Source organism: Aminobacter aganoensis (assembly GCF_014206975.1).
GTDB lineage: Bacteria > Pseudomonadota > Alphaproteobacteria > Rhizobiales > Rhizobiaceae > Aminobacter > Aminobacter aganoensis.
In genome coordinates, this window is the sequence record NZ_JACHOU010000009.1 from 118,082 (window position 1) to 140,863 (window position 22,782).

The 22,782-nt window shown below is 60.4% G+C and carries 19 protein-coding genes; 15 read left to right on the top strand and 4 right to left on the bottom strand.

The window, feature by feature from the left end:
• Nucleotides 1-97: 97 nt before the first annotated feature.
• Complete coding sequence (locus GGR00_RS17690) at nt 98-904, bottom strand: universal stress protein (protein ID WP_184700192.1); 807 nt, start codon at nt 902-904, stop codon at nt 98-100.
• A 607-nt stretch (nt 905-1,511) separates the two neighbouring features.
• Between GGR00_RS17690 and GGR00_RS17695 the strand changes: the two genes are divergently transcribed.
• The 3 genes from GGR00_RS17695 (at nt 1,512) to GGR00_RS17705 (ending at nt 5,209) form a co-directional block, all read left to right on the top strand.
• The gene (locus GGR00_RS17695; RefSeq protein ID WP_184700193.1) at nt 1,512-1,976 is read left to right on the top strand and encodes a Fur family transcriptional regulator; all 465 of its coding nucleotides are present in this window, start codon (nt 1,512-1,514) and stop codon (nt 1,974-1,976) included.
• Between the two features lie 131 nt (nt 1,977-2,107).
• Nucleotides 2,108-4,612, top strand: coding sequence for a heavy metal translocating P-type ATPase (locus GGR00_RS17700; RefSeq protein ID WP_184700194.1), 2,505 nt, complete (start codon nt 2,108-2,110; stop codon nt 4,610-4,612).
• Nucleotides 4,613-4,990: 378 nt separating this feature from the next.
• Nucleotides 4,991-5,209, top strand: coding sequence for a heavy-metal-associated domain-containing protein (locus GGR00_RS17705; RefSeq protein WP_184700195.1), 219 nt, complete (start codon nt 4,991-4,993; stop codon nt 5,207-5,209).
• A 564-nt stretch (nt 5,210-5,773) separates the two neighbouring features.
• Here the strand turns inward: GGR00_RS17705 and GGR00_RS17710 are convergent.
• Nucleotides 5,774-6,109: a winged helix-turn-helix transcriptional regulator gene (locus GGR00_RS17710; protein WP_210315054.1), complete on the bottom strand. Its 336-nt coding sequence runs from the start codon at nt 6,107-6,109 to the stop codon at nt 5,774-5,776.
• A gap of 118 nt (nt 6,110-6,227) precedes the next feature.
• Between GGR00_RS17710 and GGR00_RS17715 the strand changes: the two genes are divergently transcribed.
• The 8 genes from GGR00_RS17715 (at nt 6,228) to GGR00_RS17750 (ending at nt 15,520) form a co-directional block, all read left to right on the top strand.
• A complete protein-coding gene (locus GGR00_RS17715; RefSeq protein ID WP_184700197.1) occupies nt 6,228-7,085 on the top strand; it encodes an SDR family oxidoreductase in 858 nt (285 codons plus the stop codon).
• A gap of 395 nt (nt 7,086-7,480) precedes the next feature.
• Nucleotides 7,481-8,026 carry a cysteine hydrolase family protein gene (locus GGR00_RS17720; RefSeq protein WP_184700198.1) on the top strand — a complete coding sequence of 182 codons (546 nt, stop codon included), beginning with the start codon at nt 7,481-7,483 and terminating at the stop codon, nt 8,024-8,026.
• An 818-nt stretch (nt 8,027-8,844) separates the two neighbouring features.
• Nucleotides 8,845-9,402 (top strand): copper chaperone PCu(A)C, encoded by a 558-nt coding sequence (locus tag GGR00_RS17725; protein ID WP_184700199.1) that lies wholly within the window; start codon nt 8,845-8,847, stop codon nt 9,400-9,402.
• A gap of 82 nt (nt 9,403-9,484) precedes the next feature.
• Nucleotides 9,485-10,003 carry an SCO family protein gene (locus GGR00_RS17730; protein ID WP_343065579.1) on the top strand — a complete coding sequence of 173 codons (519 nt, stop codon included), beginning with the start codon at nt 9,485-9,487 and terminating at the stop codon, nt 10,001-10,003.
• 108 nt (nt 10,004-10,111) lie between these two features.
• Nucleotides 10,112-11,503, top strand: a complete 1,392-nt coding sequence (locus GGR00_RS17735; protein WP_184700201.1) for a PepSY-associated TM helix domain-containing protein — start codon at nt 10,112-10,114, stop codon at nt 11,501-11,503.
• An 845-nt stretch (nt 11,504-12,348) separates the two neighbouring features.
• The gene (locus tag GGR00_RS17740) at nt 12,349-13,713 is read left to right on the top strand and encodes a cytochrome ubiquinol oxidase subunit I (protein WP_184700202.1); all 1,365 of its coding nucleotides are present in this window, start codon (nt 12,349-12,351) and stop codon (nt 13,711-13,713) included.
• Nucleotides 13,714-13,774: 61 nt separating this feature from the next.
• Complete coding sequence (locus tag GGR00_RS17745; RefSeq protein WP_184700203.1) at nt 13,775-14,779, top strand: cytochrome d ubiquinol oxidase subunit II; 1,005 nt, start codon at nt 13,775-13,777, stop codon at nt 14,777-14,779.
• Nucleotides 14,780-14,878: 99 nt separating this feature from the next.
• Entirely contained in the window at nt 14,879-15,520 is a 642-nt protein-coding gene (locus GGR00_RS17750; protein WP_184700204.1) for a hypothetical protein, read from the top strand.
• Between the two features lie 857 nt (nt 15,521-16,377).
• Here GGR00_RS17750 and GGR00_RS17755 read toward each other — a convergent pair.
• Nucleotides 16,378-16,905, bottom strand: coding sequence for a CYTH domain-containing protein (locus tag GGR00_RS17755; RefSeq protein WP_184700205.1), 528 nt, complete (start codon nt 16,903-16,905; stop codon nt 16,378-16,380).
• Nucleotides 16,906-17,401: 496 nt separating this feature from the next.
• Here GGR00_RS17755 and GGR00_RS17760 point away from each other — a divergent pair, with 496 nt between their 5' ends.
• A complete protein-coding gene (locus GGR00_RS17760; protein ID WP_210315055.1) occupies nt 17,402-19,393 on the top strand; it encodes a heme lyase CcmF/NrfE family subunit in 1,992 nt (663 codons plus the stop codon).
• A gap of 71 nt (nt 19,394-19,464) precedes the next feature.
• Here GGR00_RS17760 and tlpA read toward each other — a convergent pair whose 3' ends face one another.
• Complete coding sequence (gene tlpA / locus GGR00_RS17765) at nt 19,465-19,956, bottom strand: thiol:disulfide interchange protein TlpA (protein WP_425488801.1); 492 nt, start codon at nt 19,954-19,956, stop codon at nt 19,465-19,467.
• Nucleotides 19,957-20,153: 197 nt separating this feature from the next.
• Here tlpA and GGR00_RS17770 point away from each other — a divergent pair, with 197 nt between their 5' ends.
• From GGR00_RS17770 to GGR00_RS17780, 3 genes are all read left to right on the top strand, one after another.
• Nucleotides 20,154-20,342: a hypothetical protein gene (locus tag GGR00_RS17770; RefSeq protein ID WP_184700263.1), complete on the top strand. Its 189-nt coding sequence runs from the start codon at nt 20,154-20,156 to the stop codon at nt 20,340-20,342.
• Between the two features lie 81 nt (nt 20,343-20,423).
• Nucleotides 20,424-21,884 carry a sensor histidine kinase gene (locus GGR00_RS17775; RefSeq protein WP_184700206.1) on the top strand — a complete coding sequence of 487 codons (1,461 nt, stop codon included), beginning with the start codon at nt 20,424-20,426 and terminating at the stop codon, nt 21,882-21,884.
• Nucleotides 21,881-22,552 carry a response regulator gene (locus GGR00_RS17780; RefSeq protein ID WP_184700207.1) on the top strand — a complete coding sequence of 224 codons (672 nt, stop codon included), beginning with the start codon at nt 21,881-21,883 and terminating at the stop codon, nt 22,550-22,552. The genes GGR00_RS17775 and GGR00_RS17780 overlap by 4 nt, the downstream gene beginning before the upstream one ends.
• Nucleotides 22,553-22,782: the final 230 nt, after the last annotated feature.

Here is a 22,782-nt window from a genome sequence, read left to right on the forward strand (position 1 = left end):
CTACCTATTTAACCGATCGAGACGCTCCCATGGAGTTAGGCCAACGCGTGCTGCCAAGATGGGATACAATCTGTATATCGCATTGCAAAAGCACTCGTCAGTGCGACATGAACCAACATATCTCGGCGTTACTCAGCATTTCGGAGGTTACACCACCAAAAACGCGTTCGGCCAGCGAATTGCGTCCAAAGACTCCGGTCACTATGAGCTCAGCTTGCTCACGACGAGCTTGATCGAGTAGGCTTGAACAAGCATCTCCAGTGGTATTCGGGATATGCAAATACTGTGCTTTTGCGCCATGACAGCGCAGATGTGCTGCAACTGCGTCGAGCCTTTCGCTCGACACCTCATCCCCCACGCCCACGACTGAAACACTCTCTGCACGGACAAGCAGAGGAAGTGCATCGTGAACCGCGCGGCGAGCTTGCGCCGTGTCCTTCCATGCGACCAGGATGCGTGAGAAGTGAGCTTTCCCAAATGAGCGCCCGAGGCGCAACACCGGGACACCGGAACCAAGGGCGACGTGAGCCGGGTTTGGCAACACGCTTTCCTCTTCCTCTGACGAATCCGTGATCAGCAAGTCTGCGGTCAGTAGGTGCGCTTGCATTGAAGCGGTAGGTTCACCAATTCCCGAACACCAGTGGACTTGATCAGAATCGGCACCGAAGACTTCGTCGACGATGGTCCGGCTGGACGCCAGGGCTCGCTCCATCAATCTGGCCTGCTCTTCAGCCCAAAAAACACTCGGAGCCAAGACGTCTTTCATAGACGTTTTTGGCCATGCATAGGAAGCGACCGAGATTTTGGCATCAAACGCATTAGCCATCTCGCGCGCAAATTGAAGTGTGTCTGTCAGATTTTTTCGCGGACACGCATCGACAACGATCTCACAAAATTTCGTCACGGCTGCAGCTCCAATAAGACTGATCAAACAATATACGTTGACGGTTATTGCGACATCCACTCCCCCTTTGACGGTCAGATGGCGGTTAACCCCCTACCTCGGTAGCATCTCAGGTTGCTCGAGGTTCAAGCGCGGTCATCTCTGTTTCGCTGCGACAAAAGGGCTTGCAGAGATACTGATGTCCGAGGCATTGACGGCCCGCTGAGAGCGCCTGTTCGACTGGCAGCACGCCGTCACCAACAAAGCCGGCGATCCTATTGATCGGAGGGTACCGCACACTTCGGGGATTGGCCTCGTCACAGCTGTTCGATCACAACTGCCTGATCGGCACACAAGGTATTCCGCTTTTCAGCGCCGAGCTTACTTTTTGGATATGCCTCGGCTTCTCATCAGTCTGCAATTGAATATCTCAGCTTTTTGGCACTAGCGCGACGCAGCTCCAGCTACTCGCGCAGTCTAGTCGGTGTTTAGGCAGCGAGTACACGAAATTCTACGGCACGTTCTCCGAAGCGCCGCCCTTGCCAGAAGGGTTGGAACTTGTGCTATTTCGACACGGCCCGCGGTTCTTGGGTCGGGATGCGCAGGTTGAGGTGGCACAGCCCATTGAATGGTAGCAGGGTACGATTGGCCGAGAGCGTTGCAAACCGATCCGATTGATATCGTCAAGATCTGCAAAGAATGCGGTCTCCGCTTGACGGGTCAGCGACGCGTAATTGTTGAGCTGCTTCAGCAGGCGAGCGATCATCCCGACGCTTTAGAGCTTCATCGGCGTGCGACAAAAGTCGACCCACGCATCGCGCTTTCGACGATCTACCGGACACTTAGCCTTCTCGATGAAAAAGGCGTCCTCGAGAGGCATGTTTTTGGAAGCGGACCTGCGCGCTTCGAACGCGCCGACGCGGAACACCATGATCATCTCATCGACGTAGAATCGGGCCAGGTGGTCGAATTTCGGTCCGATGAGATCGAGCGGCTTCAGCAGAAAATCGCGCGGGAGCACGGCTTCGAGATTATCAGCCATAGGCTTGAGATTTATGTAAGACCCTTGAGAAGGCGGAAGCGGAAGTCCTGAAGTCACCAAGCAGAGGGTAGGCAAGCGGTGGCCTAGAGGCGGCAAAGGGCTATAGCGTCTAGTATCGATTTGGGTACAGGAATGATATTGAGTCACTGAATCAAAGTTTGACGACGCGGGAGTCCTTCGGCATGACAAGCAAGCTACGTCTGGATATTCCGGTGCTTCTGCCTGAGGTGGACGACATGGCGGACTCTTGCGTCAATCGCCTCACCGCCGATCTTACGGCTCGAGAGGGCGTTGAAAAGGTCCATATCGTTCCTGCTGAAGCGGAGTTTCCTGCCAGGCTTTGCCTCCATTACGACCCGGAAGTTCTCCCCCTGGCGCGGATCCGCGAGATCACCCAGGCCGCCGGCGCGCAGATCACGAACCGCTTCGGGCATCTGACGTGGAATGTCACAGGCATAGGTCATGAACGTCGCGCCCGTACGGCCGCCGAAAAGCTACGGGCTATGAAGGGGGTCGTCGAGGCCGAAGCGAACGCCGCGGGCACCGTGCATGTCGAGTTCGATCGGGAGGCCACATCTAAAGATGCCATAGACGAGGCGCTGCGAAGCCTCGGCGTCCGGCGAACGGGGGAGCCTGCATCCGTTCCGGGAGGCGGCAAGGACGCGCAAGCCGGTCACAATCACGGACCGAAAGGCGAAAAGCACGACGAAGGTGACGGCCACGATCATGCCCATGGCGAGTTCCTCGGGCCGAACACCGAACTGATCTTCGCTCTGTCGAGCGGTGCGCTGCTGGGCATCGGCGTCGCCGTCGAGTATCTGGTTGCGGGCGCGCCGGGCTGGCTGCCGACGGCCTGCTTCATCGCGGCCTATTTCTTCGGCGGGTTCTTCACGCTGCGCGAGGCCGTCGACAATCTGCGTCTCAGGCGGTTCGAGATCGACACGCTGATGCTGGTCGCCGCGGCCGGCGCGGCAGCCCTCGGCGCGTTCGAGGAAGGCGCGCTGCTCCTGTTCCTGTTCAGCCTCGGCCACGCGCTGGAGCACTACGCAATGGGCCGCGCCAAGCGCGCGATCGAGGCGCTAGCGGAACTCGCGCCGCCGGTCGCGACCGTCAGGCGCGACGGCGAAACCCGAGAGATCCCGCTGGAAGAGCTAGTGGTCGGCGACATCGTTGTCGTGCGCCCAAACGAGCGACTTCCCGCCGACGGCTTCCTCATCAACGGCACGACCAGCATCAATCAGGCGCCCGTGACCGGCGAGAGCATCCCGGTCGACAAAAGTCCGGTCACCGACGCCGCGGCGGCTCGGGCGCGGCCCGACTCCGTCGACGGCGCCTCTCGCGTCTTTGCCGGCACGATCAACGGTGCGGGCGCGGTCGAGATCGAGGTGACGCGCCGCTCCACCGACAGCGCGCTCGCCAAGGTGGTCAAGATGGTGAGCGAGGCGGAGGCGCAGAAGTCACCCACCCAGCGTTTCACCGAGAAGTTCGAGCGCATCTTCGTGCCGGTGGTGCTGGCGCTCGCGGTCGTGATGCTGTTCGGTTGGGTCGTCGTGGACGAGCCGTTCCGAGATAGTTTCTATCGGGCGATGGCGGTGCTGGTCGCCGCCAGCCCCTGCGCGCTCGCCATCGCTACGCCGAGCGCGGTCCTTTCGGGCGTCGCCCGCGCGGCGCGTGGCGGCGTGCTGGTCAAGGGCGGCGGGCCGCTGGAAAATCTCGGCTCGCTGACGGCGATCGCCTTCGACAAGACCGGGACGCTGACGGAAGGCAAGCCGCGCATCACCGACATCGTTACCGCCAAGGGCGTGGACGAGCAAGAACTGCTGACGGTCGCGGTCGCCGTCGAGAGCCTGAGCGACCATCCGCTGGCCGCGGCGATCGCGCGCGACGGCAGGGAGAAGCTGGACGGACAGGCTGTTGCCGAGGCGTCCGATCTCAAGAGCCTTACAGGCAAAGGTGTGACGGCGACGCTCGACGGGCAGACGGTGTGGATCGGCAAGGCCGAAATGTTCGGCTCCGACGGCATCCCGGCTCTAGGCGCCGCTATGACCGAGGCGATCGCGCAGCTCAGGGACGGCGGCCGTACGACTATGGTGGTTCGCAAGGACGATCGCGATCTCGGCGCGATCGGGCTAATGGACACGCCACGCGCCGCTGCGCGGGACGCGCTGAAGAAGCTGCACGAAATCGGCATCACGCGCATGATCATGATCTCGGGCGACAACCAAAAGGTCGCCGACGCGATCGCCAGAGATGTCGGACTCGACGAAGCCTGGGGCGACCTGATGCCCGAGGACAAGGTGGAGGCGATCAAGAAACTGCGCTCCGAAGGCAAAGTGGCCATGGTCGGCGACGGCGTCAACGATGCGCCGGCGATGGCGAGCGCAACGGTCGGCATCGCCATGGGCGCTGCCGGGTCTGACGTAGCCCTGGAGACAGCCGATGTCGCGCTGATGGCCGACGACCTGGCGCGCCTGCCCTTCGCCGTTGGGCTTAGCCGCCGGACCCGCTCGATCATCCTCCAGAACGTGGTGGTCAGCCTCGGCATCGTCGCCGTGCTCGTGCCTGCGACGATCTTCGGTTTGAGCATTGGAGCTGCGGTTGCGGTCCATGAAGGCTCGACCCTGCTCGTAGTCTTCAATGCCTTGCGCCTGCTTGCCTACCGCGACCCCTATCGGGCGGCAGCGTAGATTCGGTGTCGTGGCGCATTCTGACGGCGCACGCCGTTGGTATGAACTCTGTGATGAGTTAAAGGCCGCAGCGGTATCTCCAGAGGACCTTGGAACGCATAGATGACGTGGAGAGCATGGGCCAGCCCAGCATTTCGGATCATCGTCCTCCAAGGCTCGCTGTCAGGACGGACCGTGCTGACCGATGCCACGAACGGCAGACTTTACCGCGAAGCGATAGCAGATGACCCTTCATGTTGAAGGAGGCCTTGTGCGGATTTGTGCGTCGTTGGCGCATACGGCTATCTCAATTTTCACGAGAGAAGCTATTGACCCTCGAGGAACTGCAGGTTTCAGATTGGGCGTCATCGTTGATCCAGACATGCGAAGGAACCACCGATGACGACATCCAGAATTATCGAGTTCAATATTGAGGGCATGGATTGCGCCGATTGCGTCAGCACCATCGAGAGTGAGGTGCGAAGGCTGCCGGGTATCATGGCTGTAAAGGTTTCGTTGGTCGATAACAGTGCTCTTATAAAGCTCGATACGACCAAAGTGTCAGAGAGTGCAATTTTCGACGTCGTCGAACACGCGGGCTACGAAGTTCAGCGATGATCGGTTCATTTCCATTCCATCGGCACAGGCCAGAGCAGCTAGCCCGGCTCGGTGTGATTGAGGACCTAGGGGTGATAGACCAAGACCCGGCTGACGGTCGTAATCTGACCCTTGATCTTCAAGTCGGTGGTGATGAGCAGCAAATCGCCAGCGCCGAGGACGAATAACCGACTGCCCATCGGGACGTGTTTGGCGCGCTGCGGACCAGCGGCTTTGACAGGACATATTACAGCATCGTGGACGCCGCTTAGCGCAGGATCACGAGCCGCTTTTACCGGACTCACTCCGGCGTCATCGGAATCCCCGTGGTTGTCGGTATACCGCCTGCATGATCGAGCAACGAATCGCATAAAGCGAGAGGAGGCACACGTTCGAAAACTGTGTCAGGGAGAGAGCAACTTTGGCGGCGAAGGAATGCAGATTGTCTAGCATTTACGGTTAGATAATTTGGAAATTGGTGACTCCTGGCGCTTTTTGGCAGCCAGCCTTGTTCCCTTGCGATGGCACAGCTCGTTAAAGGCTCGTCGGTACACGAATGCGCGCCAAGATCATGTGACGGCCAACCTAACGAAGGGGATTGGCTAGAGTCTCGGCGGGCGCGGCCAGCATCACCGCAGTATCAGGCACGGCTACACCCCAATCGTTCATGGCGTTGAGAACGTTGCGGAGAGAGGTGCCGAGAGGCGTCAGCTCATAAATCACCTTTGGTGGGGTTTCGGCATAGGCCGTGCGTGTCACCAGACCGTGCTGCTCGAACTTTCGCAGGCGGTTCGTCAGGGTGTGGGCGCTAATACCTGACAGCGCCTCGCGCAGTTGAGTAAACCGCCGCGGTCCATGCAACAGCTCGCGCACGATCAGCGTGGCCCAGGGTCCATCAAGCAGGATCAGGAACCGGTCCACCCCGCACTGCGGGAGGTTTCTTACACTCATCGAACTTTCTCGCATTGGTGCATTTGACGTAACCGATGCAGATATTGCACCAATGGCTATCCGATTTCCATATCCTATGAGGAATTCGATGCCCTACGTTGTTCACGGTGCCAGTGGAGCACAAGGTGGTCCGCTGCTCACTCGACTACTTTCCAACGGCACGGCCGCAGTCGGAGCGGTGCGCAATCCTGGCCAATTGAAGGGCAAGCCAGTAATCGCCGTCGACAACGCATCGGTCGATTCTCTGACCGTCGCCTATCACGAAGTCGACGGTGTTTTCGCTCACCTGCCGGCTGCGCCAGAGCCGGTACGTCGACAATATGCGCAAAACATCGTTGCTGCCATTAAGGCCGCCAGGCCGAAGCGGGTCGTCGCCTCGACCAGCGGTGCCATCATTGACATGGCTGGCAGCCCGCTCCAAGCATCCGATGACAGCGCCATCATGATCCTGGTCAACGGTATCCGAGACAGCGGCATCTCGCATTCTATCGTCGCTCCGCGCCTTTATCTCGAAAATCTGCTTTTGCCGCCCATTTTCGAAGCCGCGAAAGCCGACGGAACGCTGAGCTATCCGATCCGGGCAAACTTTCCTGTTTCCTGGTGCTCGCACCTCGATGTCGCTGAAGCCGCCCAAAAACTTCTGACCGATCATTCCGTTAGCGGGATTGTCGGGGTCGGCCATCTGCCTGGGCTTGGAGGAGAGGATCTGGCCACTGGCTTTGCCGAGGAATTCGGACGCGGCGTCGCGTTTCAATCGCTCGCGCCGGACTCATTCGGCAAGCTGATCGAGCCGATGTTCGGCCCCGCTGCGGCCAATGTGGTCGGCCTGTATAAGGCATTATGGGAAGCGCCGGCAAACGTCATTAGGAATGAGACAAGTGCGCAAAGTGTGCTCGGGCTAATGCCGCGCAGCGTCAGACAGTGGCTTGCGGAAACGCTCGGTTGAGTTTTCCACATCGAGCGTCGCCCAGCATTCGCCGGGCGCCGTTCTCAGTTGTCTTGACCGCAGCGGATCCTCTAGGCGGTCTGTCACAACCCGTGCAACCTACTCGTGAAAACCGCCGACACTCCGAGAATGTCGAGCCATGACGACCGACAACTATCCACGGCGCCTGGGAGTATCGGTGGTAGTCTATCATCACCGCTGCGCTCGGTTTCACCGGGCTAATGGGTCAGCACCCAATTCTCCGGCGGTGCTTCTTTGATATTGTGCGTTTCGATGAAACGACATTGCGACCCAATTGCCGCACCTTCCAAGCCGCTCCAGACTTGATAATAGAGACGTGAGTTGATTGGGTGGCAGGCTGCCGCCCACTCTCGCAGCACTAAGGGGAGAAGACCATGAGCAAACGCGCCGTCATCGTCGTTGATCTTCAAAAGGATTATCTGAGTTCAGGCCGTTTCGCGCTCGATGGCATCGAACAGGCCGTCAGCAATGCCGCCAAAGTAGCTGCTGCCGCGCGCGCCGCTGGGGTCAAGGTTATAAACGTTCGTCACGAAAATCCCGTCGGCGCCCCATTTTTCGAAGCGGGCGCCGAAGGCTCAGAGATCATCCCGGAAATGACACCTCTGCCGGATGAAACCGTCGTTACCAAGCACCACCCGAATTCGTTTCGCGACACGGCCCTAAAATCGGTTCTGGACGCAGACGGCATCACAGAACTGGTGATCGTTGGCGCTATGAGCCACATGTGCATTGATGCCACGAGCCGCGCCGCGGTGGACCTTGGGTTTGGCGTGACGGTCGTGTCGGATGCCTGTGCGACCCGCAACCTTGAATTTGGCGGTAAGACCGTTGCTGCGTCGGACGTTCATGCCGCATACATGTCCGCCCTCGCGTTCGCTTATGCCGAAGTGAAGAACACAGACGAGTTGGTTCTCAGTTGATCATTACAGGATCGCCCCTGCCCTAGGTCCGCGTGTTCGATCCCTCTCTCAAATGTCCGCGTGCCTGCTGAAAGGGCTTGGTCGCAATAGCTCTTCTGGATTTTGTGAGCGATCATGAGCGCTATCGGGCAACGTCCCCAATGGTGTGCGTGGTTTTCTTCGATCGGCGCGATATTCGATCCTTCGCGACCAAACAGAGCGGTTCATATCCAGCACTGCTAAGAAATACCGATCTCAGCATCCAGCGCGCCCCATGTACCTATGCCAGTTTGAGTGTGCAGTGGCCACATTTGTCGCAGCCCTCCCGATTTTCACCCACACGCTGAGATGGTAGTCTCCATTCTGGAGAGACATCGTGAGGGCAGCCGAACACAAGAGGAACATATTTGTCGCGCTAGTCGCGGCATTGATCCTTCTTGCCCAGACAGCTCTCTCAGGCTGGGGATCCGGCGCGATGGCCGCCACGCCGATGCTAGACGCGTTCGGCAATCCGCTTTGCATCACCAGTACTGACCCAACAGGCGGTTCCACAAGCGACCATTCAAAAATGCCGAACTGCTGCACTTTCGGTTGCAGCACGGTCTCGCCCTTACTTGCAATCCCGGATTCTGACGGCACCGGTCTTGCCCGGCCTTTGATCGTCTCCGACGTCCTTTTCTCAATCGGAAAGGGCGTTGTCCTGCCCTCACCGGATCACGATCCGGGAAGTCCCCGCGCACCTCCGCTAACGGCCTGATCACGCCGACGCTGAAGCGTCGATCATATCAGCCATAATCCCATGCTGCCATGCGGCAGAAGGGCGACTTCGGAGCAATTTCATGCGCAATTCCATTCGCGATGCCGCGCGCGTCGCTTCCAACACCTATCCGCTTTCACGTTTTCGTTCGATCGAGGAGCGTCTCGGCATCCTCGCCTTCACGACGATGCTGCTTTTTGCCATGACCCAGGGGCTGTTCGCCCATGAATTCAAGGCGGGCGAGATCGAAATCGTGCACCCATGGTCGCGCGCCACACCAGACGGCGCCAAGGTTGCCGCAGGGTACATTACCCTTAAGAACGGCGGGACGGAACCCGATCGGCTGATCTCGGCCACCGGCGAAATCGCCGGCAAAACCGAGATCCACGAAATGGCCGTCGACGCCAATGGGGTCATGACCATGCGGCCGGTCGAAGGTGGCGTCGAGATCCGCGCGGGCGAGACTGTCGAACTGAAGCCCGGCGCATTCCACATCATGTTCATGAACCTCAAGCAAGGCGCCAAGCAGGGCGAAAAGTTCAAGGGTACGCTGACATTCGAGAAGGCCGGTACCGTTGACGTCGAATTCGACGTCCAGGCAATCGGCGGCGCGACGGAGCATAACGGCCATGGCGGCTAACGCACGCGTCTGGCGCAATCGGCTTATCGCGTCGACCATCCTTGCCGTTCTCGTGTTCGGAAGCCTGGGAGTCGGTTTGGCCGTGGGCCTCTTCCGTCCGACGGCGCAACAGACCGTAGAAATCGGCGGCCCCTTCACGCTGACCGACCAGAACGGTGCTGCGTTTCCCGACAGCAACTTGCGCGGAAAGCCCTTTACCGTGTTCTTCGGGTTCACCCACTGTCCCGAAGTCTGCCCGACGACGCTTTGGGAAATGTCGGAAGCGCTCAAGGCCTTGGGCCCTGACGCCGACAAGCTGCGTGTGCTCTTCATCTCGGTCGACCCGATGCGCGACACGCCGGATGTGCTGTCGCGTTACATGCAGTCCTTCGACCAGAGGATCGTCGGTTTGACGGGAAGCGAGGAAGACATCGCCACCGTCGGCAAGGCCTACCGCGCCTATTGGGAGAAGATCCTCACCGACGATGGCGACTACACGATGAACCACACGGCCTCGATCTTCATGATGGATGCGGACGGACGGTTTATTGGCACCATCGCCTACGAGGAGAAGGCCGATGTGCGCCTTGCCAAGCTGAAGCGCCTGATCTCTGGGTCGTAACGGCCTTCGTCATGCGTGGTCGGCCCCCGGGCCGACCTGACCAATTCACAACCCAACCGGCGGCCCTCAGAGGCTGCCTCTGATCCCGAGGGGGAAGCATGTCCATTCTTGCAGCCAAGGCTGCCTGACCAGACAGTCAGCACGCGTCTATACCGTTCCATCTGGCGCTGGCATTTTTATGCCGGCATCGTCGTCATACCGTTTCTGATCGTCTCGGCACTGACCGGCATGATCATGCTCTACGGCAACTCGATCGAGACCTTTCTAGGCGCCAAGCACTATGTCGCGCCAGACGGGGAGCGCGCCTCCCTTGTCGAGCAGGGTGAGGCCGCCATTTCCGCCATTCCCGGAAGCAGCCTGAAGCTGCTCGTCAATCCCGCATCGAGTGATCGCGCCAGCGTATTCATCGTCGATGCTGACGGGAAAAACGTCGTCGTCAGTGTGGACCCGCATGGCCCGAAGGTCGTCCACAGCATCGTTAAGGACAACACCTGGTTCTATTGGGCCAACAACATCCATGGGACGTTGCTGATCGGCACGATTGGCGACCGCATCATGGAGATCGCCGCAGGCCTGGGCATCGTGCTCGTGCTCACCGGTCTCTATATGTGGTGGCCGCGTAACGGCAGGACGCTGACCCGCGCGCTCGTGCCAAATTTCGCAGCCCGCGGCCGGGCCGCATGGAAGGAACTGCATGTTTCGGCCGGCTTCTACATGGCCGTGGTGCTGCTATTCTTCTTGATCTCGGGCTTGTCCTGGGCCGGCATATGGGGTGAGAAGATCACCCAGGCCTGGAGCACATTCCCGGCAGAGAAGTGGGATAACGTTCCGCTCTCGGACAAGACGCACGCCTCGATGAACCACGGCGCGCTGAAGGAAGTGCCGTGGGCGATAGAGCAGACGGCGATGCCCGTCTCAGGCTCAGAGGCAGGCGCTTCGGGTGTCCCCGAGGGCACGCCTGTCAACCTGGATACGGTGGCCGCACTTGCGCGCACAATCGGCTTCGACGGGCAGTTCCGCATCAACGTGCCGCAGGGCGAAGACGGCGTCTTCACCATCTCCGCCGACTCCATGGATGGCGACACGACAAACGCCACAGGCGACCGCACGGTCCATGTCGATCAATACACTGGCAAGGTGCTGGCCGAAGTCGGATTTTCCGACTATTCACTCCCCGGCAAGGCGATGGCTGTTGGAATTGCACTGCATCAAGGCAACCTCGGCCCACTCAACACGGCGCTCAATCTGCTGTTCTGCCTCTTCATCCTCTTCATGTGCTTCTCCGGTGTGGTGATGTGGTGGAAGCGGCGTCCCGCGGGCCAACTGGGCGCGCCGCTTTACCCGCGCGATTTTAGGGCCCCAGTTGCGATCATGGCGATCGCCGTCGTCGTCTGTCTCATTTTCCCTTTGACCGGCCTCGGCATCGCGCTCTTTGCGCTGATCGACTTCCTGCTGCCGAAGCGATTGAAGGAAGCAGGCGCGCAGTCCGTGCCAGCATAGACGATGGAGACGGATCACCTCCCCGTCACCGTCGTGGCCACGTTTGCGACCGACGCAATCGGATGTTTTTACTCGCGGTAGCTTGTGGCTGCGAAACGAAACGGCAGGTTCGTTCGGCCAGCCCTGCGTGCTGTTTCGTCAATATACTACCCGATGTCAGGAAGGGCTGACGTGAGCAGTCGACCGTCCCTGTTGCGTCGCCGACACCAAAGCCGCAGGCAATTCGCCTGCGGCGGCGGAGGGTTCCGACACGCTCTGTCGGTGTCTTCACGCGCACGGAATTTCTTGACAGCAGCGAGATCGCCGCCCCGTGTCGCCACACATGGCCCAGTCAGAGACCTATGCGCGACAAAGATAGGGCTTGGACGTCAATACCGTCCAGCCTTGCGTTTCCCGCAGCCAGATGCCGCAAGTCGCGCATGTTGTGCGACAGAAGCTGAGTTGTTTTGTGCCGGGATCAGCGACAAGAGCATCCCGCCCTTGAGCCCGGCAGTTTGATCCCGCATGGCGATTCATTTCGTTTAGATTTTTCCTGGCCATCTCACGAAAAGCGGCCCAGGTCACTCTGGGAGCGGATCGCCATCATCAAGCGAACCCCAAGCCGAGTTTCGCGCGCGGTGCGGCAAATCCGACAACACTACCCGCTCCCCTGAAGTAAGGCTGCAGTTGCTGAGCTTCGTGTTCCTCTTAGATCGATAGTGCTTGCAACCGTAACCTTTCGGAATTGCCGCGCGCTTATCAATGGGAGCTTCCGCGACACTCCGCCTCTGCGACAGGTGGTTACTTTGACCCACCGGCTGCCGCCGCTTATGCACGCGGAAGTGGAAGAAAACGGAGCTCGGCCCATGGACGCGCTGATCCTTTCGAGACTGCAGTTCGCAGCCAACATCTCCTTCCACATCCTCTTTCCGACCATAACCATCGCGCTTGGCTGGGTGCTCCTGTTCTTCAAGCTGCGCTACAACGCCACCGGCGACGGCGCATGGATGCGCGCCTATTTCTTCTGGGTGAAGGTCTTTGCGCTCTCCTTCGCGCTGGGCGTCGTCTCGGGCGTCACCATGAGCTTCCAGTTCGGCACCAACTGGCCGGGCTTCATGGAAACGGTCGGCAACATTGCCGGGCCGCTCCTCGCTTATGAGGTCCTGACGGCGTTCTTTCTCGAAGCCGTCTTCCTCGGCATCATGCTGTTCGGCTTCCGGCGTGTCTCCAACCGGGTCCATACGCTGGCAACGGTGCTGGTCGCGTTCGGCACCACGATGTCCGCCTTCTGGATCCTGGCGCTGAACTCCTGGATGCAGACGCCTGCCGGCTTCGAGATGCGCGACGGCGTCGCCTACGCTACCGACTGGTGGGCGATCGTCTTCAATCCGTCGTTCCCCTATCGCCTGGCCCACATGCTGATCGCGTCGGGCCTGACGGTCGCGTTCCTGATCGCGGGCCTCTCCGCCCTGCGCTACCTCAAGGGCGACCGATCCGATTCGATGTGGAAGGCGCTGCGCACCGGCGTGTTCCTCGGCGCGGGCCTCATCCCGGTCCAGATCTTCGTCGGCGACATGCACGGCCTCAACACGCTGGAGCACCAGCCGCAGAAGGTCGCCGCGATGGAGGCGAACTGGGTAACCCGGCCTAACGTCCCGCTCGTCCTGTTTGCCTGGCCCGACGAGGAAGCCCGTGAAAACCGCTTCGAGATCGCTATCCCCAACGGGGCCAGCCTGATTCTGAAACACTCGATCGACGGTGTCGTGCCGGGCCTGAACGATTATGTCGGCAACCATCCGCCGGTGGCCCCCGTGTTCTGGGGCTTCCGCATTATGGTCGGCGTCGGGCTCGCCATGCTTGCGCTGTCCTGGGCCACAGGCTTCTTCCTCCTGCGGCGGGGCACGCTGCCCAGGCCACTCGCCTATGCCTACGCGCCGATGGCCTTCTCCGGCTGGGTCGCCACGCTTGCAGGCTGGTACACGACCGAGATCGGCCGCCAGCCATGGCTGGTCACCGGCGTCCTGCGAACCGAACAGGCGGTAGGCCCCGTGCCCGCCGGCCAGGTCGGCTTCACGCTGACGGTGTACGTGGCGCTCTATGTCACGTTGATGATCGTCTATCTGGGCGTGCTCACGCATCTCGCGCTGAAGGCGGCAAAGGACGGCGACCAGACACCGATGCCGGGCGTCCGCAACGAACCGCTGGCACAGCCGGCGCAGGCCGGGGAGTAGCCCGCACGATGTCGAGCCTCATTCCTGTCCACAGACGCGCACCTCGGCTGGAGTGCCTCCAATGACCCTCGACTGGCCCGTCCTCCTGCCCCTGATCTTCGCCGGCCTGATGGGTCTGTCGATCCTGATCTACGTCGTGCTCGACGGTTTCGACCTCGGCATCGGCATCCTCTTCGCCATGGCCGACGACGACGAACGCGACACGATGGTCGCGGCGATCGGCCCGTTCTGGGATGCCAACGAAACCTGGCTGGTGCTGGCCGTCGGCCTCCTGCTGGTGGCCTTCCCAGTCGCGCACGGCATCATCCTGACCGCGCTCTACCTACCCGTCTTCGTGCTGCTCGTCGGGCTGATCCTGCGCGGGGTCGCGTTCGACTTCCGCGCCAAGGTTCCCGTCCATCGCAAGCACCGCTGGAATTTCCTGTTCTTCGCCGGCTCGCTGACGGCCTCCCTCTCGCAGGGCTACATGCTCGGCGTCTATGTGCTGGGTCTCGACGACGGCTTGGCCGTCTTCGGTTTCGGTGCGCTGGTGGCGCTGTGTCTCGCGGCGTCCTACGCGGCGATGGGCGCCGCATGGCTCATCTACAAGACCGAAGGGGAATTGCAGCGCAAGGCAGTGCGCTTCCTGCGCGGCGCGCTCCTGTTCACGGCCTTGGGCATGGTCGCCGTCTCGCTCGCCACGCCGTTCGCCAGCCCGCGCATTTTCGAGAAGTGGTTCACGTGGCCGGAGATCGCCTGGCTGACACCGCTGCCGATCATCACGGGAGGAGCATTCCTATGGCTGTGGCACTTGTCGTTCCACCTGCCTCTCAAGGGCGACCGCCATTCGATCACCCCGTTCCTGACGCTCGCCGCGATCTTCACGCTGGGCTTCGCCGGCCTCGCCTACTCCTTCTACCCCTATGTCGTGCCAGACCGCCTGACGATCTGGGAAGCCGCATCGGCGACCGAGAGCCTCGGCATCATCCTCGTCGGCACCGCTTTCGTGCTCCCTGTCATCATCGGCTATTCCTTCTATGCCTACCGGATCTTCGGCGGCAAGGCGACCGAACTGACCTACGACTGAACCGGCTCAAAGTCGTGGTCGACAGAGCAGGTGGCACTCCTGTATACTCTAACGCCGCCGTGGGGCAGCCTCCGTCAAAATAGCCGAGCCACATCGTAGATGGCCTGGTCGACGCAATGCTGGCTCGCATCCGGTCTCAAACGTCGAGGGCTGATCGGCGCAGGCCTGCTCGCGGCGGGCGGCCCAGCCCTCACCGGTCGTCCCGCGCTGGGGCAGACAGCGCATCCAGCTGGGCACGGCGCGAGCACGACCGCCCGAGGTCAAGGCATGGTTGAACCGCATCGTGTCGCGCATGGCGCCATGATCACGGTCGGCGATGTCGATGATGTGAAGGGGAAAATGGTCGCCGGCGCAACCACCATCGTCCGCCCTGGCCATGTGGCAACTGTCGCTTACCGCCACCAGCCGCTCATGCGTCTGGCCTCTCAGAAAATGTGCGGAGGCATTGCGATTCGATTGCAGATTGGCACACGTCGGGAACGTGAGGCTGTGTCCAAGCGTTTCCTCGGGTCACGCATGCACGCTGGCGTTACCAACCAGGAGAAGACAATGCCACAGGAAAAACCAGGAAAGCACCACGACCATCCGGGTCACAAGCCGGGTGACCTCGACCCCCACGGTCACCGTGACAAGGAAGGTATGAAGGAAGTGCCCGGCGAGCATCATGATCATCCCGGGCACAAACCCGGCGATCTCGATCCGCATGGTCATCGAGACAAGAGCGGATCTACTAAAAAGTAGTTCGTTTCAGCGGCTTCCCGACTTGAGGGAAGCCGCAACTCCATCGTGTCTTTAGGGGGTCCGAAGATCGCCCCACCACCCCAGGAACTATCTGAAAGCCTGCGCCTTTGGGCTGATGTAACCGGGATGCACATCAAGTCCCGACATTTTCGGACCTAAATGGGGTCCCCCGTGGCGGTGTAGCGTCTGATTGCGGGTATGAACTCGCGATGTCCTCAAATTCGGCCTCAACTATTTCTTGGTCGATTTTCCCAGGTTGGAGAGGCTAAAAGGTCGCTTTGCCGAACATATCTCCGTCGACGCCATCGCTGCGGTGTTGGCAACGAGAATACTGACGGGCAGTAGCGGACTTTGCCGCCCTGCTCAAGATGCGGCTGTTCGCCGGCAAAGTTCCATGATTGGTGCCCGGAACGGTGGCCTTCGCAAACTGATCCGCCGAGATAGTTGGCTCGTGCGGTGCGGTGCCTTTGGAGCGCCATGCTTGCGCATCCAACCACGTCCCTGCTTCCAAAGCGAGTATCCTCGACCAACCCCGGCCGCGAAATAGAGGCATGGCCTCGACATGTTCGCAGACACACGTCCTGCGCTTTCTTCAGCTTCCTTCCAAACACTGCAGCGCGGCCGGCGCAAGCTGACACCGATCAACCCGGTTCACAGCGCGATGTCGAAACGCGTTGACGTCGTGCGTTCGCATGGAGGCCGTGCACACAGAAATTGTGGTATTTGGTGCGCCGGAAGGTCAGCCGGTGAAATGAGATATGGGGTAACCGTGGCAGGCGAAGACCACCGGCTTGTCAACGGCGGACATGGGCTCGGCGGGTTCCAGCACTTTCCATGCGGAAGAGATTTGACCAAGCTCAATTCGTTGAAGTCTGGGTTTCAATTCGTCTCGGGCTGCTTCCTGATCCACGCTTCAACTCCAGTTCGATCTCGCAGATGGACGTGCGCCTCTCTCCGGCCACGACCTCGCCGCGATCCAGCACCAGCTCGATCGCCGCCTCGTCGGTGATGATGTTCCAGCACCGTCGCTCTATCTCGACGGCGAACACAGGCGCGAGATCGCGAACCTTAATGCCTAGAAGCATCGGGATCGGCGTACTATCGTCGAGGAGTGGCCTGTCGACATCGACGTCCCGCTCCCATTCCGGCCGCGCGAACAGGCCGGCGGCGCTGAAGCCGATCGCCTTGGCGGTCTGGATGCGACGGTCTCCAACCTGCCTGATCCTAAGCGAAAAGCCAGCAGCAGACAGGCGACACTCCGGCGTATCGAAGTAGACGGAGCGTTGCTGGAAGACAGCCGGATCGCCGGCCAGCAAATCAGATCCAATCAGCTTTGCGGCTGCTTCCCGCATCAGCTCGAGCTTGAGTTCGATTTCGTTTGGCAAGACCAGTGATCTCCGGGCCGTATAAGGATGGTGGTGGCCTGACGCGGGCCGCACCGGAAGCGCCTATGTCCCAATAGAACAACAATACTGCAATCTGTTGACCTGACCTATCTCACCTACCCTAGCAACTCCGTGAAATCGGTCTGAGCGGCGAACAGCGTTGAGGCGACGCGGTGCTCGTCGCCGCATTCGTACATGGCGGCAGCGGCGCTTGAAGCAGTGTACCGCCAAGGCAAGTGCGGCCGCGTGCGCCTGACGAGTCCAGATAATCGGGCCTATTGCATCTCACCCTGCTAGAGGTTGGATAAATGTCTTTGCTGGGATGTGGGATCGGTTTCCTGCGTATTCCCGACTAACGCGCCTGAGCGCAGAGCAGAACAGAGTTGATTACTGTTGACCTGGTGCTCATACGAACGGATCGACATTTTGCGACACGACAGTTCACGCTCGCAGTTACTGACTGGTTCGCTCCGCGATGGCTGCGTGGGACCTCGCCATGATCGTTGAATTGGGACATTTCGCGCTCGTCCTGGCATTTGTTTTGGCAATGGTGCAATTCTTCGTACCGTGGCTCGGCACGCAACTGGGCGACGCACGTCTGATGGCGGTGGCCAGGCCGGCCGCAGTTGTAGTCTTCGCCTTTGTCGTACTGTCCTTTGCCGCGCTAACAACCGCCTATGTCACCTCTGACTTCTCCGTTCAAAACGTCTGGGAGAACTCGCATTCTCTGAAGCCTATGCTCTTCAAGTTCACCGGCGTGTGGGGAAACCACGAAGGCTCCATGCTGCTATGGGTCCTGATCCTGACCTTTTTCGGAGCGCTTGTGGCCTGGTTCAGCGACAATCTTCCCGCGAGCCTGCGCACGAACGTACTGTCTGTACAGGGACTCGTGGGCGCGGCCTTCCTGCTGTTCATCCTCACCACATCGAACCCTTTCGCCCGGATCAACCCTGCGCCAATCGAGGGGCGCGATCTCAACCCCATCCTCCAGGATATCGGCCTAGCCATCCATCCGCCGCTTCTCTATCTCGGCTATGTCGGTTTCTCGGTCTGCTTCTCATTCGCGGTCGCGGCGCTAATCGAGGGCCGGATCGACGCCGCCTGGGCGCGCTGGGTCAGGCCGTGGACGCTTGCGGCCTGGCTTTTCCTGACGGGCGGCATCACGATGGGCTCGTACTGGGCCTATTACGAACTCGGCTGGGGCGGCTGGTGGTTCTGGGACCCAGTGGAGAACGCCTCCTTTCTACCGTGGCTGTCTGGCACGGCGCTGCTGCATTCGGCGATCGTGATGGAAAAGCGGTCGGCGCTGAAGATTTGGACTCTGCTGCTTGCCATCCTGACCTTTTCACTGTCGCTGCTCGGCACCTTCCTTGTGCGCTCAGGCATCTTGACCTCTGTCCATGCCTTCGCCACCGATCCCGCGCGCGGCGTCTTTATCCTGATGATTCTGATCCTTTTTATTGGTGGATCGCTGGCGCTTTTCGCCCTGAGAGCCTCGACGCTGACGCAGGGCGGCCTGTTTCATCCCGTCTCGCGGGAAGGCGCGCTGGTCCTCAACAACCTGTTCCTGACCACGGCGGCTGCGACCGTACTGATCGGTACACTCTATCCGCTGATGGTCGAGGCGGTGACCGGCGACAAGATTTCCGTGGGCGCACCTTTCTTCAACCTGACCTTCATTCCTCTGATGATCCCCCTTCTGCTAGCCGTGCCGTTCGGGCCGTTGCTCGCGTGGAAGCGCGGGGATGCATACGCCGTTGCCCAGCGTCTCTATTTCGCCTTCGGAGCTGCGCTGATGACGGCACTGGTGGTCTTCTTCTTCGTTGAAGGCAAGGGCGCCCTGGCGGCCTTCGGGGTCGGTATCGCCGTCTGGCTGATGCTGGGCGCGCTGACCGATTTGGCGCTGAAGGCCGGCATCGGCAGCGCGAGTGCTTTTGTTGCTTGGAAGCGCTTTCGGGGGCTGCCGCGCTCGGTCTATGGTACTACGGCCGCTCATTTCGGATTGGGCGTGACGGTGTTGGGCATCGCCGCCGTCACCTCGCTCGAGATCGAACGGATAGTTGTGATGCGCCCCGGCGACACGCTGCCCGTCGCCGGATACACGTTGCGCTTCGACGGCATCGCGCCACACCGTGGACCCAACTTCACCGAGGAGCAGGCCCGTTTCGTCTATCTCGACAGCGCTGGGCGGCAGCGCGGGGAAATCATGTCGTCCAAGCGGCTCTATACGGCACGACAGATGCCGACCACGGAAGCCGGCATCGCCACGCGCGGCTTCAGCCAGCTCTACGTCTCGCTCGGCGACCCTACCCCCGACGGGGGCGTGGTGGTGCGCGTGTGGTGGAAACCACTCGTGCTGCTGATATGGTTCGGCGGCGTGGCTATGATGGCCGGCGGTGCGATATCGTTGTTCGATCGTCGGTTTCGGGTCGGCGCACCAAGTCGGAAACCGATCGCACTTACAAGGTCGGATGTCCCGGCGGAGTGATCGGCGCGGTGCTACCAAACAGGTTCGCAAGAACGGGCGCCGGGTGACCAGACTGATCAGACTGGAACGTCTCACATCGCGGCTTCGATGAGTAGCCTGGCGTCGTCGTTGGCCCATTCGGCAGGACCATTCATAAGGGCGAGAAGGCACCCTTCTTTGTCTATCAGGATGGTTACCGGCAGTCTGAGAGCGAGTCCCTGTCGCTTCAAGCGGTTGAAGAGCGCGAGCGACGGATCTCGATAGTAGGCAAGCTCGTCGACGCCGATCTCTTCCAGAAATGCCTTCGGCTTCTCGTCGCCACCGGTGTCGACATTGACGGCCACGACCTGAAAGTCCGCGCCGCCCATCGTCGTCTGCAGTTCATTCAACGCAGGCATTTCTTCGCGGCAGGGCGCACACCATGTCGCCCAGAGATTTATACGCAGGGTCTTGCCAGCCAACTCGGTGACAGTGATGGCCGCACCATCTGGCCCGTTGTACGCGACGTTGCGCATCGAAAGCGGCGTCGTGGCGGGCAGCATCGCCGCCACCTCCCCTTGAGCGGCCTTATCGACGGCCGCGATCTTGTCGTCGCGCTCAGGGCAGCTTTGACCTGAATCGACGGTCGCGACAGCAGCCTATCGCTTCCGAAAGGGTCACCGAACACGTAGACGCCAGCCGCACCGGCAGTCATCCCGGCAACAATTGCGGATGCTATCAGCGCTCCGGTTGGCAGGTGGAGTTTTTTGCTGGCAATCTTTCGGTCCGAGTGGGCCACGTCATGACCAGAAATGTAAACGATCCTGACGGCGAAGCCGATGCCGGTCGCGCCGACCGTCACAACAACAGCTATGATCGCCGTGATCGTCAGGCCAGACGCCATGTCGGCTCAGCCGGAAAGCGGGTCGAACTCAACTACGGTGTGATTGGAAACAAAAGTAGAGCATGGTATTCAGATTTTGAGGAGTAGTAAGGAGCGGAGCTTCGACGTCCAGAAGGTGCGTGTCACGACGGCAGTCCGCAACTCCCATGCTGCGTCACGAGAAAGGCGTTGTCGTTCCGCGGTTCCGGTCTGTCGATGAACTCCAGCGTATGTGACGAACAAGGAGAGCGGGAACAGGTGTATGTCAACGTCGGGAGGCGCAAGACTGTTGCGTCGTGGTGGCGGAACGCGTCAGCCGGCTTGATGGCCCAGTTCATGGTCGTTGCTGGAATCGTGCTTGTCGCCGGAATGCTTGTAATCGGCCTCTGGGTAACCTCAGAGATTGAGGATGGCGTCACCGACAATGCGGGCGCGGTGACCGCGCTCTATGTCGAAGCGATCATAGCGCCGGTGACGCAGGAAATCGGTGAAGCTGGCCTACTCAGCCCGAATGCAAGGCTTGAGCTCGAAAACATCCTGCGGCGCGGCGCTCTGCGGGACGAGGTGTCCGCATTCAAGCTCTGGGGTCCGGACGGCCGTGTTATTTTCAGCGACAATCCCGACATAGTTGGGCGCATCTTCGATCTGAGTCCCGGTCTTACGAGCGCCCTGGGCGGCAGGGTCCACGCTGCGTACGCTCGACGGTCGCATCCCGACAACGACGTCGAAAGCCTCGGCGACGAACCGCTTCTTGAGGTCTACAGCCCAGTTCGTTTGGCAAAGACAGGCGAGATCATCGCCGTAGCCGAGTTCTACACAACGGCTGACAAGCTGCGGAAGCATCTCTTCGATGCACGCCTTAGAAGCTGGCTCGTCGTGGGCATGGTCTCGCTCGGTATATTCTCGGCGCTTTACTTCGTCTTCGCGCGCGGCAGCCGCACCATCGCGCGTCAAAGCGAGGCGCTCGGCGAGAAGGTTGAGCAGCTCTCGTCGCTGCTGGAGAAGAACAGCGGTCTCGCGCGGCGGGTGGAGCAGGCAAATCACCGGATCGCCGAATTGCACGAGCGTACGCTTCGCCGGATTTCCGCCGAGCTTCACGACGGCCCCACGCAATTGCTGGCTTTCGCCGCATTGCGGCTCGGCAATCCCGAAAGCCTCCAGCAGGAACAGGTTCAGCAAGCAGTCAACGAGGCCATGCAGGAGATCCGTTATATCTGCCGCGGGCTGGCGCTGCCCGAGCTTGAAGGTTGGTCGGTTGCGACGGTAGCAAGGCGTATCGCAGCGGCGCATGAGGCCCGTTGCGGCCACAAGGTGTCGATGAATATAGCGGACGATCTACCGGGGCTCCCGCTCGCGGCCAAGACATGTATCTATCGTTTCCTGCAGGAAACGCTTAACAACGGATCGAAGCACGCTGGCGGCGCTCGACAGACCGTTACAATCCGGAGGATCGTGGATGGCCTAGAGGTCGAGGTCCACGATGACGGCCCTGGTTTCGAGCCGGACGAGCGTGGCGAAGGGTTGGGGCTTCCTGGTCTGCGCGAGCGTGTCGCGGGACTGAAGGGAAGCTTCCATATCGATACGCGGAAGGGATCGGGCACGAGCGTCGTGATGCGTTTGCCGGCAGTGGCGGAGGTCGAACTTTCATGACCCGGATTCTGATCGTGGACGATCATCCGATCTTCCGTCAGGGACTGTTTATGGCGCTCTCTGAGGCCGGCGACCTGTCCGTTTGCGGCGAAGGCTCTTCGGCGCAGGAAGCTTTGAATCTGGCCCGCGAACTACGGCCGGATGTCGTTCTGCTCGACCTGTCGATGCCAGGCGGAGGATTCGCCGCGCTGGAACGCATCCGTACCTCGGAACCCGATCTGCGTATCGCCGTGCTCACCGCCTCGGAAGACAGTGAGGACGTGCTAAAAGCGTTGAGGCTGGGTGCACACGGTTATGTCCTGAAGGGCGTCGGCAGCAGGGCATTGATCGAGGCGGTGCGTGATGTCGCCCGTGGTGTCGGCCATGTCACGCCGACGCTGGCCGCGGAAATCCTCTCGGCAGGACGAATGTCCGACGCCAGTGTTGACCAACCGATGCAGCAGGAGCCCGATTCCGGTGGCAAGTACCTTCTGTCGCAACTCACGCCACGAGAGACCCAGGTTCTCAAACTGGTGGCGACCGGCTGCTCGAACAAGGAAGTCGCCCGTCAGGCCGATATCCAGGAAAAGACGGTCAAGCATCACATGACCCACATCCTGCAAAAGCTCAATGTGCGCAACCGTACCGAGGCTGCGCTGGTCCTGAGAAACTGCGAGAAAGCCCAATGAGCTTATAGGACTTTGGTCTGATATCCTCGGCCAATGGTCCTAAGCCAGTGTTAAACTGGACAATTTCAGGATAGTTATCTGTAGGTAGACCGATGGGGGATGGTCTTTGCTCCGGGTTGTTGGTTGCGCGCGTAGCGGAAGAGCTCTTCGGAACATCCACCCGCAGGTATTATGAACCGACCGCACATAGCGTGCTCGCTGGCTGGCTGTGCATTCGTTCGCAGCTGCCA

What these genes read in the sequence shown, in the direction of transcription:
- GGR00_RS17695 (WP_184700193.1), top strand. Translation starts at nt 1,512, where the DNA reads ATGGTAGCAGGGTACGATTGGCCGAGAGCGTTGCAAACCGATCCGATT.
- GGR00_RS17700 (WP_184700194.1), top strand. Translation starts at nt 2,108, where the DNA reads ATGACAAGCAAGCTACGTCTGGATATTCCGGTGCTTCTGCCTGAGGTG.
- GGR00_RS17705 (WP_184700195.1), top strand. Translation starts at nt 4,991, where the DNA reads ATGACGACATCCAGAATTATCGAGTTCAATATTGAGGGCATGGATTGC.
- GGR00_RS17715 (WP_184700197.1), top strand. Translation starts at nt 6,228, where the DNA reads ATGCCCTACGTTGTTCACGGTGCCAGTGGAGCACAAGGTGGTCCGCTG.
- GGR00_RS17720 (WP_184700198.1), top strand. Translation starts at nt 7,481, where the DNA reads ATGAGCAAACGCGCCGTCATCGTCGTTGATCTTCAAAAGGATTATCTG.
- GGR00_RS17725 (WP_184700199.1), top strand. Translation starts at nt 8,845, where the DNA reads ATGCGCAATTCCATTCGCGATGCCGCGCGCGTCGCTTCCAACACCTAT.
- GGR00_RS17740 (WP_184700202.1), top strand. Translation starts at nt 12,349, where the DNA reads ATGGACGCGCTGATCCTTTCGAGACTGCAGTTCGCAGCCAACATCTCC.
- GGR00_RS17745 (WP_184700203.1), top strand. Translation starts at nt 13,775, where the DNA reads ATGACCCTCGACTGGCCCGTCCTCCTGCCCCTGATCTTCGCCGGCCTG.
- GGR00_RS17750 (WP_184700204.1), top strand. Translation starts at nt 14,879, where the DNA reads ATGGCCTGGTCGACGCAATGCTGGCTCGCATCCGGTCTCAAACGTCGA.
- GGR00_RS17760 (WP_210315055.1), top strand. Translation starts at nt 17,402, where the DNA reads ATGATCGTTGAATTGGGACATTTCGCGCTCGTCCTGGCATTTGTTTTG.
- GGR00_RS17770 (WP_184700263.1), top strand. Translation starts at nt 20,154, where the DNA reads ATGACCAGAAATGTAAACGATCCTGACGGCGAAGCCGATGCCGGTCGC.
- GGR00_RS17780 (WP_184700207.1), top strand. Translation starts at nt 21,881, where the DNA reads ATGACCCGGATTCTGATCGTGGACGATCATCCGATCTTCCGTCAGGGA.